This window comes from Methanocorpusculum labreanum Z (genome assembly GCF_000015765.1).
GTDB lineage: Archaea > Halobacteriota > Methanomicrobia > Methanomicrobiales > Methanocorpusculaceae > Methanocorpusculum > Methanocorpusculum labreanum.
The window spans coordinates 1,365,868-1,379,593 of sequence record NC_008942.1 but is presented as its reverse complement, the minus strand read 5'-3'; the positions used below and the strand labels follow the sequence as shown (position 1 = coordinate 1,379,593).

Here is a 13,726-nt window from a genome sequence, read left to right as displayed (position 1 = left end):
TACTTTTCTCCTTAGGGGTGCATCATCTGAAAAACTTTCAGGATGTCCTTTGATGGGCCTACATCATGGACCCGCACGATGTCCGCTCCCCCCTCCAGAAGAGCATAAAGGACGGCGAGGGAGCCGTAAAGCCGTTCATGCGGCGGCTTATCCAGACAGTCACCGATGAACGTTTTTCTGGATGCTGCAGCAAGAAGCGGATATCCGTATACGTCCAGCTCGGAAAATCTGCGGCAGAGTTCCCAGTCCGCCTCGCTCGATCGTTCTGCGATCCACTTCCCGATACCGGGGTCCAGGATCAGCTGGTCGATGTTGTAATGTTCGGCCCTGACGATGATCTCTCTTAAAGCTTCATGTGTGGAGGCAATGTTGGTCGGATCGCCCGGCCGGTTGTGTGCCGTCATGGCGATTATCGGGAGGCCGCTGTCCGCCGCAACTTTTGCGTAACGGACATTCGAGAGTCCGCCGATATCGTTCACCGCGTCGATGTTGTATCTGAGTGCCGCCTCGAGAACCTCGGGATACATCGTATCGAGTGAGAAGACGGCGCCGGAATCTTCCAGATTCTTCAGCGTGCGGATGACCCGTTCCTTTTCCTCAGCGACGGTGATCGGCGGCGCCGTAAGAGCCGTACTTCGTGCACCTATGTCGATGATATCGGCACCTGCGCGGCGCATCTCCTCGACACGGGTCGTTACCAGTTCGTAAGGCGTGAACGAGTCCGAGAAGAAGGACTCTGGACTGATGTTGAGTACCCCCATAAGACGGGGAGGATTGGCACCTCCAATGCCGATCCCTTTGATGCTGACTTCCATTATAAGGTCCGAATTTCCGGATACAGAGGATACTTCAGGCAAAGCGACGTAACTTCGTCTTTGACTCCGGCAATCGTCTTCTCGTCATCGATGTGGTTTAAGACCTTGGCGATCCAGTCTCCGATCTGTTTACACTGTTCTTCCTTCATACCGCGGGTCGTGATGGTCGGCGTCCCGATCCGGATACCCGAGGTCTCGAAGGGAGAGAGAGCCTGTCTTGGGATCGTGTTTTTGTTAACGGTGATGCCTGCTTTTCCAAGAGCGACTTCCGCCTGCTGGCCGGATATGTTGTGGTCGGAAAGGTCAAGCAGACAGAGGTGGTTGTCGGTTCCGCCGGAAACGAGACGGAAGTTATTGTCTTCAAGAGTTGCTGCAAGCACTTTGCAGTTTTTGACGACCTGTTTAGCGTATTCTTTGTAGTCGTCGGTGAGCGCTTCACGGAAACAAACGGCCTTTGCGGCGATCACGTGCATAAGGGGTCCGCCCTGCATTCCCGGGAAAACCGCCTTGTCGATAGAGTTTGCATACTCTTTATTGCACATGATCACGCCGCCGCGGGGTCCGCGGAGGGTTTTATGCGTTGTCGAGGTGGTGTAGGTGGTAACGCCGACCGGAGAGTTGTGGAGTCCGGTGCAGCAGAGTCCGGAGATATGGGCGATGTCCGCCATCGATCTGGCGCCGACGTCTTCTGCGATCTCTGCGAATGCTTTGAAATCGATCTCACGCGGGTATGCGGATGCTCCGCAGACGATGAGGTCAGGCTTGTTTTTCCGTGCAAGCTCTTCGATCACGCCGTAGTCGAGACGTTCGGTATCGAAGTCGACACCGTAAAAGGAGATGTCGAAGCATTTTCCGGACATGTTTGCCGGGTCGCCGTGGGACAAGTGACCGCCGTTATTCAGGCTCTGACTGAGGATCTTGTCTCCCGGTTTCAGACATGAGAGATATACTGCTTCATTCGCCTGGCTTCCCGAGTGGGGCTGGACGTTTGCGTGTTCTGCACCGAAAAGTTGGCAGAGTCTGTCGCGTGCGAGGTTTTCGATCTGATCATGAAATTCGCAGCCGCCGTAGTAACGCTTTCCCGGATAACCTTCTGCATATTTATTGGTCAGAATGGTTCCCATTGCCTCCATTACTTCGCGTGCGACGACATTTTCCGAAGCGATAAGCTCAAGCCCCTCGACCTGACGCTTGTGTTCTTTGTTTATCAGCTGGAAAATTTCCGGGTCAAATAGTGCCAGGGAAGACATATTACGTAAATATAGTTAATATAACGTGATAAAGGCGACTACTGTCTGTTCAAAGCGTCATCCGCGAGACGGATCATCGAATACATGCCGTCGGGGGTCGGGTGGACTTCGAGCATGGGAGAGAACTCATGTACGGTCACCCCTTTACGGACCAGATATCCCAGATACGTTCCGACGATACTCGTAGAAGGCGCTGCGGTGGCAAAGCCGAGGATCAGTCCGTCTTCTTTTGAAACGGTAAGATGCATGGATCCGACCGATCCGTCCGCCACATGCCAGAACGACTCGGGTCCGGCGATGTTGGGCGAAGAGAAGGTTACGCCCTCCTCTCCTTTTTTCGGAGCACAGATGGTGTAGTCCAGACCAAGAACGATCGTGAACGGGATCTGATCAAGATCTACGGTCCGCGGGTGTCCTAGTATGGAATCCGCGGCCGCAAATCCCTGAAGGCGGGCGACCGGGGTGAAGTACGGTGCTCCGGTCACATCGCCTGCGGCATAGATCCCCGGAATCGATGTCTCCATCCTTTCATTCACTTTGATAGAGCCGTCCGGATTTTTCTTCATGCCGGTAAAGAGCGAGGTCTCGGCTTTCATACCAGTCGCGAAAAGCACCGCATCGAAAGGCAGATCCTTCCCGTCCATCCGAACACCCTCGACCTTATCCTTTCCAAGGATCTCCTCGACCTGTCCGTAGAGAATAGTGACATTTGCGAGATCGCGGAGTGCCGCCTTCATCATCTTTTCCGGGAGGATGGGCAGGAGCACACTTCTGCAGAAAATGGTCACTTCACATCCGAACGCCGCATAGATGTAGGCGAACTCGGCTGCTGAGATGCCTCCGCCGATGATCGCGAGCTTTTTCGGGAGCGTTGGCATCGTGCGAAGCGTCTTTGCGGTGTACGTGCCGGAAAGGGAACTTCCCGGGATGTCCGGCACATGGATGCCGGCTCCGGTCGCGATGATGATGTTTTCCGCTTTACGCGGCTCCCCGTTCACAAACAGTTTTCCGTCCCGGATCTCGACCGCCGCGTCGTATTCGATAACGACGCCTGCTGCTTTCGTTTCCCGTTCGAGGATGGTTTCCAGTTTCCTCTGGACTCCTTCGAGTTTCTGGATAACGTCCGGGAACCTGACGGATGCATTTCCGTCGATAACCCCTGAATTTTTCAAAAAAGATATGGTATTGATGCTGCGGGCAACATCGTTCAGCCCGCAGACGAGCATGCATCCGTCATGGATGCAGGTTCCGCCGATCGCCTTTCTCTCAAGAAGGGTGACCTCTTTTCCGGCGCCGGCGAGGCGGAGTGCCGCCATTCGCCCGGCAGGTCCTCCGCCTATAATGTAGATCATTTTAGAACACTTCGCAGCCTTCATCGGAGGGAAGTGTCAGCTCCTCGCCGGAGTATGCGTTCACTTCCACGATGTCCTTCTTTCCTCGTACCTGCCATACCGGGACGTACACTTTCTTGAAGACCAGATCGATGTTCTCATCGCTCGGCCTAAAGTCCTTCTCCTCGGCAAAGATCGCATCTCCAGCAGTCGTTTTGATTCTGACTCTGCGGGTGAGCTTTTTGATCAGATCGCATCTGATCCGCTCTTTTGCCTGATCCAGACTGGTGACCGGCGGCATGATCTCGGCATTCTGCGGGAGCTCTGCTTCCTGCGGAACGACATCGCCGAACTGTCCCGGGAGATCATTGATCGCATTGATCCAGCCCGATCCTTCATCGTCGAAGGAGACGCTCTTTCCTTTGTAGGTTGCCTCTCCACCGCTTTTGTAGTGATAATACCAGTATGGGATCATACGGAGAACGGTCGTTCCCTGCTGACGGGCAACGCGAATCGCCTCCTGTCCGGAGATCCTGACCGGAAGAACAAGGTCGTATCCGATCGGCGGCTGATTGACCCCGATGTTCGTGTATGCATAACTGGGTGCCCCGACGATATCGAACGGCAGGCTCCAGATGCGTGCAGCGGCTGCATCTCCTATGTATTTGAGGAGTTTATCCTTTGACCAAAGATCGGACTCCTTTGGTTGGAAATAGGAACTGCCGGTAAAAATGATCTTGTCGCAGCGGACTTTGGTTCCGCCGAGGTTTATCGTGTAGGGGGTCATGTCGAAGCGCTGAAGAAGATTTATGTCGTCAGAACACATGACGAGGATGCATTTTGCACCCCGCACTGCCGAGAGATTGAACGGCCCCTCTTCAATCTCACAGTCATATCCTGCGGTTTCGAGAACACGCCGTATCTCGGTCACCGCATGTGTGTGAATAAGTTCACCCATAATTAGTACCTATTGGTTCTCCATTCTCATAAAATCCGTTGTCTTGGCTCAGGTGAAGAGTCTGTTTGCCGCAGGTGCCCGTTTGTGTCTCGAGCGTTGGATGAATCCAAGTGCCTTTTCCTCGTTTGGATTGTTTGGAACGCCGCCGTTCTTTTCCAGTTCGATCAGTGCGGCGTCCAGATCGGCATAACTCATGCCGAGTTCTCCTTCGTCGCTTTGTCCTTCCCAGAATCCTGCGCTTGGAGCTTTTCTGATGATTGATTCGGGAACGCCCAACTCTTTTGCGAGGAGGTACACGTCCTTTTTCCAGAGATGGAGGAGCGGCTGGATGTCGGCTGCGGAGTCTCCCCATTTGGTCGAGTAGCCGATCATATACTCGGTTTTGTTCGAGGTTCCGCAGACGAGGTATTTGCGGGCTGCGGTGATATTGTATAATGTGGTCATTCGAAGGCGTGCCGCGATGTTTCCTCTGAGGACCGGAGTGTCGGTGATGTGGGGGGCTGCAAGGAACGCGGCTCTTACATCTTCCAGAGGAACCGTGATCAGCTCGACGCCAAGGCCTCGGCAGAGTTCCTCTGCATCCAGATGATCCTGCGGATTGTTGGATGAGACCGGCATATTCACGCCAAGCACCCGTTCGGGGGAGAGGGCTTTACAGCAGAGCGAGCATGCGACCGCCGAATCGATCCCGCCTGAGATGCCGATGACCACTCCGCGGGCGTTTGCCTCCCAGACGGTCTGTCTGATGAGGTCTTTTGTTTTTACGATCTCGCATCCGATACATTCACAGGTTACTTCGGTCATTTATCCTCCAATTTTAACGCATCACGGATATTTTTCAGCGCATAGCGGGTGCCCGGATGTTCTGCGGTAAATCCGGCGAGGAACTCCGCAGTGTTTCCGCCGATCTTTGGTTTGGATCCTTTGTATCCGTGCCGCTGTGCATACCAGAACACCTCGCCCGTTGGGATCACTGAAAACGGTGCGATCCGTCCTTTGCCGGAATCGACCAGCCGGTCCTGGGTCCCGGCACAGACGGATTCCAGCACTAAGAGAGCGGTATCGTCCAGCGTGGATGGTTCAAGGATCACATCGGCATCCTTTGGGTCTTTTACGAAGAGCAGATCAGTCCGGGCCGAAAGCATGTCCGCCAGAAAGATCCGCAGGGCAAAACTGCGGAACGTCCGATCTTCTTCGACAAAGAGTTTGGATCCCGAGGGGAAGCCCCCCCTATGCCTGATCTCTTTTTTGGCTTTCGCCGCTATGTCGGCTGCAGCGTGAAGTTCGCAGAGAGAAAGACCTGAATACGGCTGGGTCACGACTGCCTCTCTGCTGCATCGGCTGCATTTCATACAAAGAGTATGGGTTCTCCTAAAAGATATGGATATTCCCCCCGGGAAAAAAGACAAACATATATGGCGAGATATACCTATAGAGGATGATATGAAACTTCTTTATGTATCTCTCGTAATTCTGTCTTTATTTGCGGTGATTTCTTCTGCTGGCTGTCTTTATTTCGAGACCACCCCAAGTGTCCCCGTCCCGACGTCAACAACTTCCTCCTCTGATCAGGCAGTTGGAAACTGGACGGGTGTATGGACCGATACGAACGGCACCAAACAAACAACCATCACATACACGATCACCGTGTATGATTCCTCATCCGGGAACGTTGATTATGTAAAACTAATAAAAGACGGATCCTCAAGCAGCAGTTCCGAGTATTCGATCTCCGCCGATATTGTTAAAGCAGACAATGTATATTCCATGAACGCTCAACTCCTCGGCGTCTATACATTCACTCTTACGGGAAACACTTCGGCCACACTGCTTACTCCGGACAAAGTGACCGTTTCGCTGACGAAAGTATGAATAGAGCAGGTCTGCTCATCTCACTTTTTTGAAAAAAAGATTTCAGAGTTTTCGGCAGACCGTCAGGTAGCCGGTGTGCGAAACGCGTGTCGAAGGCCGGGTTCCCCGTTTGCTTCGTGTGAGTTCCCTTTCCATGCATTCAAAGGTCAGGACATTCTCTTCACCGAAGAGTTCCCGGGCGGTGTCCATGACGCAGAAAGTCTGTTCCAGAAACGGGGTATACGTCGCGAAGTATCCGCCGATCTTCAGAAGGGAATATGCATGTCTGACATGTTCGGGCTGGATCTGCATATCCAGATGCACGATGTCGTAGGGTCCGTCGTCGACCTCCAGAACATCGCAGGCCCTGCACTCAACGTTGTCGAGTCCGGCGTCCCGGATATTTCCTTCCGCTATTTTGGAAAACTCGGGTCGTGCCTCGCAGGTGACGATCGATCCAGCACATCCTCCGAAGAAGATGGCCGCGATCCCCGATCCGGTTCCGGCATCCAGCACGCGGTCACGCCGGCACATTCCCGTGTATGCCATGACCATCCCGATGTCTTTTGGCATCATCGGAGCACCGGTCCGTTTTCCGTGCGAGAAAAAGTCCGTTGCTTTCGGGATGAAAACGTGGAAAGGTTTACCCAGATGGGTCAGGATCACGTCTCCGCTCTCAAGATTAGCGGCCTCGGAAAGATCGATCATGCCAAGATCTGTCGAGAGCTTTCCCTCGCCGGCCCTGACATAATACTCGCGTCCGTTTCCGCGGACGATGATTCTGTTTGGTCCGATCATACAGAAGTCAGTTTTAAAATTGCCTCGGCAATGTCCCCTTTGCACTCAACGAGAGCTTCGCGGGCCACGTCAGGCGACACCGAGGTCTGGGAGGCAACAAGCTCCACATCCGTTTCGGGGATCTCGACTTCGGCCTCTTCGAAGTGAACATCGCCCGTAAGCTGATACGAGGTCTGTCCCTGCATCGTGATGCCGACGACCTGGGCATTCTCGAAGACGTAATTCCCGTTCGGGGTGTACACGACGACTTTGGTCACGTCCTCGATCTCGTCCATCTTCATGCCCATCTTTTTCATCGCTGCTTTCATCTGTTTGGGATTTACTCCTGGCATCATTTTTTGTTCCTTCCTTGTCTAACTTTTACTGCTGTTCCATAATTAAATCCGATCATTTCGCTTCCGGAAAGAATTGCCATCCCGGTGGCTATCAGATTGTCCGATTCATCGACGACGAACACCTCGTCTTCTGCGTGGATATTGGGGTCGCTCGAAATTACGTGTTTTGCCATGGCATTTTTGCCGTCGGCAACAAAAGGCACCGCGTCCTCCATGATCACGACACGGTTCGCAGGGGCCGGGAGAAATGCATGCAGGGCGCTCGCTCCGGGATACCCGAGTGTGAATCGTCCGTCATTTGCCCGCACGGTGACCAGCCTGTCCTTTGCGAGGCTGACGTACCGTACCCTTTTTGTGTTTGAGTACGAGAACGTGACCTGATCCGGGAACAGGGCTTCTCCTGCCCCGCGCCCGAACTGGAAGTCAGCGATCCTTCGGACCCGCTGTAAGCTGCCCTTCGACAAGCTCGTTAACTCTTCTGGTGAAATCATTCTCGCATCCTTTGGGGATATATGCGCCTGCTGCAATATTATGCCCTCCGCCTGCTCCCCCTACCTCGGCAGCGGCCGTGACCAGCGCCTCCTGCAGATCGACCCCTCTGCGCAGGATCTTTTCGTAGGTCCGCATCGAGACTTTGATGAGGTCCGGCTCGTCTGTTACGCTGCACATAACAAGGATCGGCTTATCGGTGTCGAGTTTTGAAAGGGCCATCCCTGCGCCGATCCCAACTATCGTGTCCGGATACTTCTCTCCGGTGTGGATCACCTGTATGGATCCGATGTCCTCCACGCCCGTTTCGATAATGTACTCGCAGAGTTCCCGGATGATGGACCGGTGATGTCTGAGCATATGTTCGGCTTCCCGGTATTTTTGTCCCCGGTCGCCGAAACAGACCGCCTCGCCGATCTTCGGTTTGGTCCACCGCCCGCAGGCGTTCAGCATCGTGGCATACTCGGAGGCGTTTCTCAGCGGCGTCTTTTCCATCTCGTCCGGGAAAAAGTAGAGTTCGGCAACAAGTCCGTTCGGTGCTTCCCCGTTTGCGATCATCTGCTCGGCAAGAACGCTCGTCAGCATTTTTTCTTCTTCGGGAGACAGTTCCTCCCAAAGCCGCTGATCTGACGGAGATTCATAGATCCCGGTCCTGCAGAGGAGGGCGGCCGCTTCGGCCGGTTTGCCGGAGATGCCGGGGATGATAGGGTCGTCGGAGTTCGAGAGGCAGACGTGCAGAGGTCGTGTTGAAAGACCGTAACAATTCAACCCGCGGGTGATTTTGATTTGCCCAAAGTCGGCTCCGTCTTCTGCGATCCATCTGGCAACGCCGATCAGGCCGCGGTTTTCTCTGGCCATCATATCACCGACGTTTCCAACAACGGAAAGTTTTGCAAGATCCTTGTTTACCGAATCAAGCTTTCTTGCGACGAGATAGGTGATCCCCGCCGCGCTGCATTTTGTGTATTCCTCTCCGTAAAACTGGGAGTTGACCTGAAAGTATTCGGTCCCGCCGGGTGCCGGCTGGCTAATATGGTGGTCGAGGATGAGGACTTTATCTGTCGGGATCCCCGCTTCTTCCAGAAGATTCTGCTGCCCCCCGCCAAGATCGGTGAAGATTTTCAGCGTGTCGTCGTTTGGGATGTACTTCATCGTCATCGGTTCGAGCTGACGAACGAAGACCGGGTTTACCGGGATACCCAGTCGGGAGACCGCCTGCGAGATGATCGCTTCGCTGGTGATCCCGTCAGCATCGATATGGGAGATGAGGGTTGCGGCATTCGCTTCCCGGATCATCTCTGCGGCACGGCTGACATCTTCAACGAATCCCATTCCTTATCTGATGGGATGTATCCGGGGAAAAATCATTACCCGAGCGGCACACACTAACATATATGATGCGGGATCTGGTTCAGTTCGAGTTGTCCGGGGTTGTTTCGCCGGAGACGATGCGGGTTGTTGATAATAACGCGGATGATTACGGAATCTCCGCAGCCCAGCGCATGGAAAGCGCCGGGTCCGTACTCGCCGCCGCCGTTCGATCTGAGTGTCCCGCTTCCGTTCTTATCCTCTGCGGAACGGGAAATAACGGGGGAGACGGGTTCGTCTGTGCCCGTCATCTCGCAAAGGAGTATTCGGTAAAGGTGATCTTTACCGGTGAACCGAAGACGCCGGAGGCACGGGCGGCGTTTTCCTCCCTTGACGGCTGCCCGGTGGAACTCGCTTCCTCCTGGTCGGCCGAAGATTTCTCCGCCGATGTTATCGTGGACGCCCTTCTTGGGACCGGCGCTTCCCTGCCGCTGAAAGAACCGTATGCTTCCCTTGTGGGTCTGATGAACGAGGCAAAAGGCCGTGTTCTCGCCTGCGATATGCCGACGCCGGGCGGCCGGGCTGACCGCGTGATCGCTTTTCATCTCGCAAAAACCGAGGGCGCCGAGGTATACAGTATCGGGATTCCGTTCGGCGCCGAGGTTTTCTGCGGGAAGGGGGACCTTCTTTCCGTCCCGAAAAAGCCGGCCGGGGCGCACAAGGGATGGGCGGGCTATGTGCTCGTGATCGGCGGCGGGCCGTATCAGGGTGCGCCGTTCCTTGCAGGGACCGCCGCCCTTCGTTCGGGTGCGGATGTCGTCCGCGTGGCGGCTCCCGTTGACGGATTCATGCCCGATCTGATCCTTGAGAGACTGCCGGGAAACAAAGTGGGCAAAGAACATCTGACCCGTCTGCTTGCATTGGCAGAGAACGCGGGTGTGGTGATCGCCGGACCCGGGCTCGGCGCCGATCCGGAAAGTCTCGAGGTGGCTTCGCAGGTGGTCTCAGCCGCGAAACGTGCGGTGGTGGACGCCGATCTTCTGCGTAATCCTCTGCCGAAAGCACGGGAACAGACGATCTATACGCCGCATGCAGGCGAGTTTGCCCGGGTCTTTTGTCCCGTGCCGGAGAAACTCGGTGAGCGGGGGATCATCGTCCGTGAAGCCGCGAAGCGTGCCGGCGGGACGGTTCTGTTGAAAGGAGCGGTCGATGTGATTTCGGACGGTTCCCGGGTGAAGTTCAACCGGTCCGGCGCTCCGGGCATGACCACGGGAGGAACCGGCGATGTTCTTTCCGGTGTCTGCGGCGGGCTTCTTGCCCGGATGGATGCCTTCGAGGCCGCCTGCGCCGCGGTGCATGCCGCGGGACTTGCCGGGGAGCTGGCCGATGAAGACACCGGGGACGGTCTAATCGCAACCGATTTACTGAGGCACCTTGCATACATAGTGTATAAGGAGAAATAAGATGCCGGTTTTTACTCATCTGAATGAAAATAACGAAGTCCACATGGTGGATGTGACGCCAAAACCCGACGTATCTCGTGAAGCGACCGCCAAAGGGCGGATCTATCTGCGGCCGGAGACGCTTGCGGCCATCGCCGAAGGCCGGGTCCTGAAAGGAAATGTGCTTGCGACCGCTCAGGTTGCCGGGACGCTTGCGGTAAAACAGACCTGGGCTTTGATCCCGATGTGCCACCCACTCCCGGTCGGCGGGGTAACGATCTGGTTTGAACAGACGGACGAGTACATCGAAGCGTTCTGCCGGGTGAAGACCTACGGGAAGACCGGCATCGAGATGGAGGCCCTGACCGGCGTGTCGCTTTCCCTTCTGACGATCTGGGACATGGTCAAGTCCGCGGAAAAGGATGAGGCAGGCCAGTATCCGGTGACCCGTATCGACGGGATCTCCGTTATAGAGAAGATCAAGGGCACTCCTGAGTGAAGACCTCTTCGGTCATCACGGAGTATTTATACAACATAGCTCCAATAATATACAGTTTACAGCTAGCCGCATCAAGGTGCGGTCTGTATATCACAGGAATGTAGCCGATACGGCTGAACCTGAGGTGAAACAACACATGTCGAAATCAATGTATGGATATGTCCGTGACGCGTGGAAAAAGCCCGCAGAGTCCGGAGTAAAGAAGCTCCTCTGGGAGAGAATGCAGACCTGGCGCCGTCAGGGTGCCGTTGTTCGGCTTGAGCGCCCGACCCGTATCGACAGAGCACGGGAGCTCGGATATAAAGCAAAACAGGGCATCATCGTTGTTCGCGCATCCATCCGCCGTGGTGGCCGCAGAAAATCGAGATACATCCGCGGACGCAGAACCAACCGTATGGGAATGCGCAAAGCAACCCCCGGCAAGAACCTGCAGTCCATCGCAGAAGAGCGCGCCGCAACCCGCTACCCGAACATGGAAGTTTTAAACTCCTACTGGGTAGGTCAGGACGGAAAGAGCAAGTACTACGAGGTTATCCTTGTTGACAGAAACAGCCCGTCTGTTCTCGCCGACAAGAACCTTGCATGGGTCGCAGACACCCGTGGACGTGTGTTCCGTGGAAAGACTTCCGCCGGAAGAAGGGCACGCGGTCTCCACAACCGCGGAACCGGAACTGAAAAGTGCCGGCCAAGCCTTACCTCCCACAAGAATCAGGGTAAATAACCCGGTTCTCATTTTTTCTCATTATGATAACAGACGCATGCGTGTATGCGAATGACTCGTCAAACACCACGCTTCGTCGCTTTGCTCTGACCGCCGCTTCCTGCGGTTTTTCCCGGATCATTGCCTGTGATTCCTCAGAGGACATCTCCGAGTATGCCGGCGTTTCGATCCTGAAAGGAAAAATGATCGGCAGAGTGACCGGAAAGGCATTCCTCGATGCCGTCAGAAAAACTCCTGCGGGGACGGTCGTGTTCGTGCAGGCCGGCGAAAACGGTTTCAATCGTACGGCGATCACCACAAAAGGCGTACATCTTCTGACCGGCATTGCGGACCTTCCAAAAGGAGGATTCGATCACATCACGGCAAAGATGGCGGCGCAGCAGAACACCGGAGTCGTTCTCGACCTTTCCCGGATCATCGATCCAAAGACCCGGCGGGCGGCTCTTTCCCGGTATGCCGAGATCCTCGCCTTCCATCGGAAGTACCGTTTCCCGCTTCTTTTGGCCAGCGGTGCATCCGATAGTCTTGGGCAGAGAAACATCCAGGAGGTCACTGCGCTAGTCGCCCTCTTCGGCATGACGAAGGAAGAGACGAACGCCGCTCTTTCCTCCCTTGACGGAATCCTCTATCCGAAAAAGACGGTCGAGATCGTGGAGGAGAAATCATGAGCGTTCTTCCGCCGACCCTTCGCGAAAACCGGCGCTACGTCCTGTTTCGCATCATCACCCTGGTGAACCCGACCCAAAAAGAGGTGTACCGGTCCATGGCGGATTCGGTCTCCGCACTTTTCGGTGACGCCGGGGCGGCAAAAATGCACCCGGCCGTCGTCTGGTCGGAGGGCGAGTATGCGATCGCCAGATGTACCCGCGGATACGAACAGTCCCTCATCGCCGCTTTGGCCGTTGTCACCAAAGTCTGCGGAGAACCTGCGTCATTTCGGTCGCTCGCTACATCCGGCACGATCCTTTCTTTAAAAAAGAAGGTGATCCCCGAAAGCATCGACGACACCACATATCCGGGGTATTTGTGCGCAGGTAAGAAGGTTAATAATCTCTCAAAAGAGAATGGGCATAGATATCTAACTAGAGATGATATAATTAAGGAGTAACAATGCAGCCACAACAATATCAAATGGGCGGGTACGATCGTGCCATCACGATGTTCTCCCCCGACGGACGTCTGTATCAGGTTGAATATGCACGTGAAGCGGTAAAACGGGGAACGACCGCGGTTGGTATCAAATGTAAGACGGGAGTCGTACTTCTCGTTGACAAACGGGTCAACTCCCGTCTTCTGGAACCATCGTCGATCGAGAAGATCTTTCGGATCGACGAACACATCGGTGTCGCCTCCTCCGGCCTTGTCGGCGATGCCCGGATCCTTGTCGACCGTGCCCGGATCGAGGCTCAGATCAACCGGGTAAGCTACGGCGAACCGGTCGATGTGGAGACGCTGGCAAAGAAACTCTGCGACCACATGCAGAGCTACACCCTGTTCGGCGGGGCACGCCCTTACGGTACGGCGCTTCTGATCGCCGGTGCCGAGTCGTCACCGACCGGTACAAAGTATCATCTCTTCGAGACCGATCCCTCAGGAACCCTTCTCGAGTACTCCGCCACCGGTATTGGTATCGGCAGACCTGCCGTCATCAAACTCTTCGAACAGGAGTACAAAGAAACCTGCTCGGCAGAAGAAGCCGTCCTGCTTGGCCTTAAAGCCCTGCACACCGCGACCGAAGGCAAGTTCGATATGAACACCGTCGAGATCGGTATAGCAGGCGAGTATTCCAAGAAACACTCCTCCAAAAAGGAGAGCGAGACCGCGAACGGAACAAAAATATCGACCATCGCATTTAGAAAACTGAATGTGGATGAAGTAAAGGCAGCTGTTGCCAAATTTTCCAAGACGACTCCTGCGAAAAAGGAGTGA

17 protein-coding genes are annotated in these 13,726 nt (G+C 54.9%); 7 read left to right on the top strand and 10 right to left on the bottom strand.

The window, feature by feature from the left end:
* Positions 1 to 11: 11 nt before the first annotated feature.
* From folP to MLAB_RS07165, 6 genes are read right to left on the bottom strand one after another with little or no spacing between them, the layout of a single operon-like run.
* Complete coding sequence (folP, locus tag MLAB_RS07190; RefSeq protein ID WP_011833727.1) at positions 12 to 815, bottom strand: dihydropteroate synthase; 804 nt, start codon at positions 813 to 815, stop codon at positions 12 to 14.
* Entirely contained in the window at positions 815 to 2,065 is a 1,251-nt protein-coding gene (gene glyA, locus MLAB_RS07185) for a serine hydroxymethyltransferase (protein WP_011833726.1), read from the bottom strand. Before glyA ends, folP begins: the two co-directional genes overlap by 1 nt.
* 38 nt (positions 2,066 to 2,103) lie before the next feature.
* Positions 2,104 to 3,417: an FAD-dependent oxidoreductase gene (locus MLAB_RS07180; protein WP_048062096.1), complete on the bottom strand. Its 1,314-nt coding sequence runs from the start codon at positions 3,415 to 3,417 to the stop codon at positions 2,104 to 2,106.
* Position 3,418: 1 nt separating this feature from the next.
* A complete protein-coding gene (locus tag MLAB_RS07175) occupies positions 3,419 to 4,354 on the bottom strand; it encodes a hypothetical protein (RefSeq protein ID WP_011833724.1) in 936 nt (311 codons plus the stop codon).
* A gap of 48 nt (positions 4,355 to 4,402) precedes the next feature.
* Complete coding sequence (nadE, locus tag MLAB_RS07170; protein ID WP_011833723.1) at positions 4,403 to 5,158, bottom strand: NAD(+) synthase; 756 nt, start codon at positions 5,156 to 5,158, stop codon at positions 4,403 to 4,405.
* Complete coding sequence (locus tag MLAB_RS07165; protein WP_011833722.1) at positions 5,155 to 5,706, bottom strand: hypothetical protein; 552 nt, start codon at positions 5,704 to 5,706, stop codon at positions 5,155 to 5,157. Before MLAB_RS07165 ends, nadE begins: the two co-directional genes overlap by 4 nt.
* A gap of 91 nt (positions 5,707 to 5,797) precedes the next feature.
* Between MLAB_RS07165 and MLAB_RS07160 the strand changes: the two genes are divergently transcribed.
* On the top strand, positions 5,798 to 6,226 hold the full coding sequence (locus tag MLAB_RS07160) for a hypothetical protein (protein ID WP_011833721.1): 429 nt from the start codon (positions 5,798 to 5,800) through the stop codon (positions 6,224 to 6,226).
* A 42-nt stretch (positions 6,227 to 6,268) separates the two neighbouring features.
* Here the strand turns inward: MLAB_RS07160 and MLAB_RS07155 are convergent, their stop codons facing one another.
* From MLAB_RS07155 to MLAB_RS07140, 4 genes are read right to left on the bottom strand one after another with little or no spacing between them, the layout of a single operon-like run.
* Complete coding sequence (locus MLAB_RS07155; RefSeq protein WP_011833720.1) at positions 6,269 to 7,003, bottom strand: methyltransferase domain-containing protein; 735 nt, start codon at positions 7,001 to 7,003, stop codon at positions 6,269 to 6,271.
* Positions 7,000 to 7,338, bottom strand: a complete 339-nt coding sequence (locus MLAB_RS07150) for a nascent polypeptide-associated complex protein (protein WP_011833719.1) — start codon at positions 7,336 to 7,338, stop codon at positions 7,000 to 7,002. The genes MLAB_RS07155 and MLAB_RS07150 overlap by 4 nt, the downstream gene beginning before the upstream one ends.
* Positions 7,335 to 7,829 carry a PUA domain-containing protein gene (locus MLAB_RS07145; RefSeq protein ID WP_011833718.1) on the bottom strand — a complete coding sequence of 165 codons (495 nt, stop codon included), beginning with the start codon at positions 7,827 to 7,829 and terminating at the stop codon, positions 7,335 to 7,337. The genes MLAB_RS07150 and MLAB_RS07145 overlap by 4 nt, the downstream gene beginning before the upstream one ends.
* Positions 7,762 to 9,159 carry a single-stranded-DNA-specific exonuclease RecJ gene (locus tag MLAB_RS07140; RefSeq protein WP_011833717.1) on the bottom strand — a complete coding sequence of 466 codons (1,398 nt, stop codon included), beginning with the start codon at positions 9,157 to 9,159 and terminating at the stop codon, positions 7,762 to 7,764. Before MLAB_RS07140 ends, MLAB_RS07145 begins: the two co-directional genes overlap by 68 nt.
* A gap of 62 nt (positions 9,160 to 9,221) precedes the next feature.
* Between MLAB_RS07140 and MLAB_RS07135 the strand changes: the two genes are divergently transcribed.
* The 6 genes from MLAB_RS07135 (at position 9,222) to psmA (ending at position 13,726) form a co-directional block, all read left to right on the top strand.
* Complete coding sequence (locus MLAB_RS07135; RefSeq protein WP_011833716.1) at positions 9,222 to 10,598, top strand: bifunctional ADP-dependent NAD(P)H-hydrate dehydratase/NAD(P)H-hydrate epimerase; 1,377 nt, start codon at positions 9,222 to 9,224, stop codon at positions 10,596 to 10,598.
* Position 10,599: 1 nt separating this feature from the next.
* Positions 10,600 to 11,076, top strand: coding sequence for a cyclic pyranopterin monophosphate synthase MoaC (gene moaC, locus MLAB_RS07130; RefSeq protein ID WP_011833715.1), 477 nt, complete (start codon positions 10,600 to 10,602; stop codon positions 11,074 to 11,076).
* Between the two features lie 136 nt (positions 11,077 to 11,212).
* The gene (locus MLAB_RS07125; protein ID WP_011833714.1) at positions 11,213 to 11,797 is read left to right on the top strand and encodes a 50S ribosomal protein L15e; all 585 of its coding nucleotides are present in this window, start codon (positions 11,213 to 11,215) and stop codon (positions 11,795 to 11,797) included.
* Positions 11,798 to 11,820: 23 nt separating this feature from the next.
* Positions 11,821 to 12,465, top strand: coding sequence for an RNase P subunit p30 family protein (locus MLAB_RS09435; RefSeq protein ID WP_011833713.1), 645 nt, complete (start codon positions 11,821 to 11,823; stop codon positions 12,463 to 12,465).
* Complete coding sequence (locus MLAB_RS07115) at positions 12,462 to 12,905, top strand: Rpp14/Pop5 family protein (RefSeq protein WP_011833712.1); 444 nt, start codon at positions 12,462 to 12,464, stop codon at positions 12,903 to 12,905. The genes MLAB_RS09435 and MLAB_RS07115 overlap by 4 nt, the downstream gene beginning before the upstream one ends.
* A 2-nt stretch (positions 12,906 to 12,907) precedes the next feature.
* Positions 12,908 to 13,726: an archaeal proteasome endopeptidase complex subunit alpha gene (psmA, locus tag MLAB_RS07110; protein WP_011833711.1), complete on the top strand. Its 819-nt coding sequence runs from the start codon at positions 12,908 to 12,910 to the stop codon at positions 13,724 to 13,726.

Bases quoted from the DNA above. Each gene is read 5' to 3' on its own strand.
- folP (WP_011833727.1), bottom strand. From the start codon at position 815: ATGGAAGTCAGCATCAAAGGGATCGGCATTGGAGGTGCCAATCCTCCC.
- glyA (WP_011833726.1), bottom strand. From the start codon at position 2,065: ATGTCTTCCCTGGCACTATTTGACCCGGAAATTTTCCAGCTGATAAAC.
- MLAB_RS07180 (WP_048062096.1), bottom strand. From the start codon at position 3,417: ATGATCTACATTATAGGCGGAGGACCTGCCGGGCGAATGGCGGCACTC.
- MLAB_RS07175 (WP_011833724.1), bottom strand. From the start codon at position 4,354: ATGGGTGAACTTATTCACACACATGCGGTGACCGAGATACGGCGTGTT.
- nadE (WP_011833723.1), bottom strand. From the start codon at position 5,158: ATGACCGAAGTAACCTGTGAATGTATCGGATGCGAGATCGTAAAAACA.
- MLAB_RS07165 (WP_011833722.1), bottom strand. From the start codon at position 5,706: ATGAAATGCAGCCGATGCAGCAGAGAGGCAGTCGTGACCCAGCCGTAT.
- MLAB_RS07160 (WP_011833721.1), top strand. From the start codon at position 5,798: ATGAAACTTCTTTATGTATCTCTCGTAATTCTGTCTTTATTTGCGGTG.
- MLAB_RS07155 (WP_011833720.1), bottom strand. From the start codon at position 7,003: ATGATCGGACCAAACAGAATCATCGTCCGCGGAAACGGACGCGAGTAT.
- MLAB_RS07150 (WP_011833719.1), bottom strand. From the start codon at position 7,338: ATGATGCCAGGAGTAAATCCCAAACAGATGAAAGCAGCGATGAAAAAG.
- MLAB_RS07145 (WP_011833718.1), bottom strand. From the start codon at position 7,829: ATGATTTCACCAGAAGAGTTAACGAGCTTGTCGAAGGGCAGCTTACAG.
- MLAB_RS07140 (WP_011833717.1), bottom strand. From the start codon at position 9,159: ATGGGATTCGTTGAAGATGTCAGCCGTGCCGCAGAGATGATCCGGGAA.
- MLAB_RS07135 (WP_011833716.1), top strand. From the start codon at position 9,222: ATGATGCGGGATCTGGTTCAGTTCGAGTTGTCCGGGGTTGTTTCGCCG.
- moaC (WP_011833715.1), top strand. From the start codon at position 10,600: ATGCCGGTTTTTACTCATCTGAATGAAAATAACGAAGTCCACATGGTG.
- MLAB_RS07125 (WP_011833714.1), top strand. From the start codon at position 11,213: ATGTCGAAATCAATGTATGGATATGTCCGTGACGCGTGGAAAAAGCCC.
- MLAB_RS09435 (WP_011833713.1), top strand. From the start codon at position 11,821: ATGATAACAGACGCATGCGTGTATGCGAATGACTCGTCAAACACCACG.
- MLAB_RS07115 (WP_011833712.1), top strand. From the start codon at position 12,462: ATGAGCGTTCTTCCGCCGACCCTTCGCGAAAACCGGCGCTACGTCCTG.
- psmA (WP_011833711.1), top strand. From the start codon at position 12,908: ATGCAGCCACAACAATATCAAATGGGCGGGTACGATCGTGCCATCACG.